Annotated in this window: 3 protein-coding genes; all 3 read left to right on the top strand. The window is 65.3% G+C overall.

The genetic code is table 11. The features are described 5' to 3' along the window. Nucleotides 1–208: 208 nt before the first annotated feature. Nucleotides 209–1,159, top strand: coding sequence for an ArsR/SmtB family transcription factor (locus ACTS2Z_RS12295; RefSeq protein ID WP_442573503.1), 951 nt, complete (start codon nucleotides 209–211; stop codon nucleotides 1,157–1,159). Then, entirely contained in the window at nucleotides 1,156–2,697 is a 1,542-nt protein-coding gene (pgi, locus tag ACTS2Z_RS12290) for a glucose-6-phosphate isomerase (protein ID WP_442573502.1), read from the top strand. The genes ACTS2Z_RS12295 and pgi overlap by 4 nt, the downstream gene beginning before the upstream one ends. Nucleotides 2,698–2,743: 46 nt before the next feature. Further along, nucleotides 2,744–4,207 (top strand): transketolase family protein (locus ACTS2Z_RS12285; protein WP_442573501.1); only part of this gene is annotated, 1,464 nt, incomplete at its 3' end.

Genomic DNA, 4,207 nt, shown 5'->3' with positions numbered 1-4,207 from the left:
ATACGCCTTGTCGAGTTGCGCCGCGACTGGGACAGAGCCTTCCACCCCCATGCCCGGCGCGGTTTCTTCAAGCTGAAGGAAGCCATTCCGGGCGTCCTGCAAGCGCTTGGCATGGTCTGAGCGGCTTGCTCCATGCACTGAGTCGACTTTACCTGTGAGACTGGCTATGGCCGGTAGGCAGGAGCAGGCTCCATTCGCGCAGGGTGCAATGCACGCAGAATTGCTGACAAAGCTGAAGGCACTGGGCGAGCCGACACGGCTTCGCATCATGACCTTGCTGCTGCGCGGAGAGCTGACCGTCAGCGAAATCATGCAGGTGCTCGGCCAGAGCCAGCCGCGCGTGAGCCGGCACCTCAAACTGCTCGCGGATGCGGGCTTGTGTGAGCGCTATCCCGAAGGCGGCTGGGTTTTCTACCGGCTGGCGCGCTCGCGCGTCGGTGAGCGCCTTGCCGCTCTCTTGGAAGAGATGGCGCGCGGTGACGATCCGGAGATCGCCCGCGACCTGATCCGCCTGAATGAGGTGCGCCGCCTGCGTGCAGAGACCGCGCAGAAATATTTCGAGGTCGCGGCCGAACAATGGGCGCGCATTCGCGGCCTGCACTTTTCCGAAGAAGCGGTCGAGGCCGCCATGCTGGAAGCGGCCGGCGAGCGGCAGTTCCGGCTCCACCTCGACGTCGGAACCGGCACGGGCCGCATGCTGGAGATTTTCGCCAACCGCGCCGAGGAAGGCATTGGCGTCGATCTCAGCCGCGAAATGCTGACCGTCGCCCGCTCCAAGATGAGCGAGGCCGGGCTTGCCAACCGGCTGGTCCGCCAGGCGGATGCGACAGCCTTGCCGCTCGAGACCGGTTCAGCCGACCTCATCACCGTGCACCAGGTGCTGCACTACATCGCCCAGCCGCGCCGCGCGCTCGGCGAATGGGCGCGTGTGCTGGCGCCCGGCGGCCTGCTGCTGCTGGCCGATTTTGAAAGCCATGACTTTGAGGATTTTCGCGCCGAGTATCATCACGCCCATCTGGGCTTTGACCGCGAGGACTTGCGCGTCTGGCTGAAAGAGGCTGGCCTCGAACCTGCCAGTATCAAGCCGCTCGAAGCGGTAGGCGGCAAGGGCGGGCTTGCTGTCCTTATCTGTGTGGCCACCAAGGAGGCGGGCGCGTGAACCGTGACGTTGCAAGCTTGCTGAAGGATCATGCCGCGCGACTGGCGGCACTGGACCTTTCCGCGCTGGCGCGCTCTGGCGGTGGCCGTGATGCTGCCCTGCAATGGCAAGCAGGCCCGGTCCACCTTGATGCCCGCCATCAGCGCCTCGATGCACCGGCAATGGACGCGCTGTTCGCGCTGGCGGCTGACGCCGGTTTCGACGCGGCGCGCAAGGCGCTCCTGTCCGGTGCCATCGTCAACGCCACAGAAGAGCGCCCGGCCTTGCATGCCGCCCTTCGCGACACCGGCGCGCTCGCAGACCGCGCACTCGCCAGCCGGATCGACGAAGCCAAGGGCCGCACCGCCGCGTTCGCCAAGGCCTGCCAGACAGACGGTGCAGTCCCCGGCAAACCCTTCACCCGCATCATCAATATCGGGATTGGCGGGTCCGACCTCGGTCCGCGTTTGATATATGGGGCCCTGAAGGCCTATCGACGGAACGGAGTGGATTTGCGGTTCGTGTCCAATCTGGACCCGGCCGATCTGGAAGACGCCATCGAAGGCGCAGACCCGGCCACCACGCTGGTCTGTGTGACGTCGAAATCCTTCACCACCAGTGAAACCCTGATGAATGCCCGTGCAGCGAGGGACTGGCTCGCTGCGTCGCTGGGTCAGGACGCTGCCAATGCGCGCATCGCCGCCGCGACGGCTGCTCCTGACAAGGCGCAAGCCTTCGGCGTTGCACCGGAGCGGATCTTTGCTTTCGAGGAAGGGGTGGGCGGGCGCTACTCGCTCTGGTCGGCAGCCGGGCTATGCCTCGAGATTGCGCTGGGACCGGAAGTCTTTGCCCGCCTGCTGGCCGGGGCGCGCGCCATGGATGCACATTTCGCCGACGCGCCCGCTGAAGACAATCTGCCGCTCGCCAAGGCGCTGATCGATGTCTGGAACCGCGCAGGGCGCGGATGTCTGGCCCGCTGCGTCGCGGCCTATTCCAGCCGTCTGGAATTGCTGCCTGCCTATCTGCAGCAGCTGGAAATGGAAAGCCTTGGCAAGTCCGTTGCCGTGGATGGCACCCCTCTGGGAGCCAGTGCAGGCGGACAGCTCGTCTGGGGCGGCAAGGGCTCAGACGTCCAGCACTCCTTCTTCCAGTGGCTCCATCAGGGCCGCAACGAAGTGCCGGTCGATTTCATTGCCGTGAAGGCGCTTTACGCCGAAGGCGACGCCCGCGCCCGCGCGCTGGGGGCCAATCTGGTGGCCCAGTCGGCAGCGCTGCTGGACGGCCATGAAGGTGAGGGACCGCTGGCTGCCCACAAGACCATGGGCGGTGGCCGGGCGAGCTCGGTCATCACGCTGGACAGGCTTGATCCAGAGGGGCTCGGCGCGCTCATCGCGCTGCACGAGCACAAGGTCTTCTGCGAAGGCCTCGTCTATGGCCTCAATCCGTTCGACCAGTGGGGGGTGGAGCTCGGCAAGGTGCTGGCAAGGGACCTCCTTGACGGCAATCACACACGCTTTGATCCACCGAGCCTTGACCTCGCCCGTGCATTCGGGCTTTGACCCCCGTCAGAGACTTTCCCGACCTCCGATCCCAAAGGCCCGCACCATGACCGCTCCTGCACCCGATCGCATCCGTCCGATGGCCAACGCGGTCCGGGCGCTGTCCATGGACGCTGTCGAGAAGGCAAAAAGCGGCCATCCGGGCATGCCGATGGGGATGGCGGATGCTGCGACGGTTCTGTGGGCGCGCCATATGCGCTTCGACCCTGCGGACCCGCAATGGCCTGATCGTGACCGCTTCGTCCTGTCGGCGGGCCATGGCTCCATGTTGATCTATTCCATCCTCCACCTCATCGGGGTCGAAGGGGTGACGATGGAGGAGCTGAAGAATTTCCGTCAGCTGGGATCGAAGACCCCCGGCCACCCCGAATATGGTCACACGCCGGGCGTGGAGACGACGACCGGTCCGCTGGGCCAGGGCATTTCCACCGCGGTTGGCATGGCACTGGCCGAGCGCATCCTCAACGCACACTTCGGAGACGCGCTGGTCGATCACCGCACCTGGGTCATCGCCTCGGATGGCGATCTGCAGGAAGGTATCAGCCAGGAGGCCATCTCGATTGCCGGGCATCTGAAACTGAACCGGCTCATCGTGCTCTGGGACGACAATTCGATCTCCATTGACGGCTCGACCGAGCTTTCCGACACGGTCGACCATGAAGCCCGCTTCGCGTCTGCCGGCTGGCACACCATGCGCGTCGACGGTCATGATCCTGCAGCGGTCGACACGGCCCTCAACGCGGCAAAGTCCAGTGACCGGCCAGTCCTGATTGCTTGCCGTACCACGATCGGTTTTGGTGCACCGAAGAAGGCCGGCACCGCTGGTTCTCACGGATCACCTCTGGGCGCTGACGAGATTGCCGGTGCCCGCAAGGCGCTTGGCTGGGAGCACGGCCCCTTCGAGATTCCCGACGACATCTATGCCGACTGGCGCGCAATGGCTGAACGCAACGCGGCCGCCCGCAAGGGCTGGAATGAACGCCTCGCCGCCTCGGATGTGCGCGGTGCGTTCATTGCGCGCATGAAGGGCGACATGCCCGAAGCTGCGGCGAAAGCGCTGAAAGACCACATCGCCTCGGTCGTAACCGACAAGCCGAAGCTCGCCACCCGCGCCGCGTCGGGCAAGGTGCTGGAGGCGATTGCCGCACACTATCCTGCCCTTGTAGGGGGCTCGGCAGACCTGACCGGATCGAACCTGACCAAGGCGGGGTCGCAGGCCATCATCAAGCCGGACGATTTCTCTGGCGGCTATATCCATTACGGCGTGCGCGAGCATGGCATGGCTGCCGCGATGAACGGGATGAGCCTGCATGGCGGTGTCACGCCCTATGGCGGCACCTTCCTGATCTTCTCCGACTATTGCCGCCCGTCCATCCGCCTGTCGGCCCTGATGGAGCAGCCGGTCATCTACGTGCTCACACACGATTCCATCGGGCTGGGCGAGGATGGCCCGACCCACCAGCCGGTCGAGCACCTGTCGGCCCTGCGCGCCATTCCCGGTGTCGAGACC

It is taken from the genome of Glycocaulis sp. (genome assembly GCF_052168375.1).
Taxonomy (GTDB): domain Bacteria; phylum Pseudomonadota; class Alphaproteobacteria; order Caulobacterales; family Maricaulaceae; genus Glycocaulis.
This window is presented reverse-complemented; position numbering and strand designations above follow the sequence as displayed.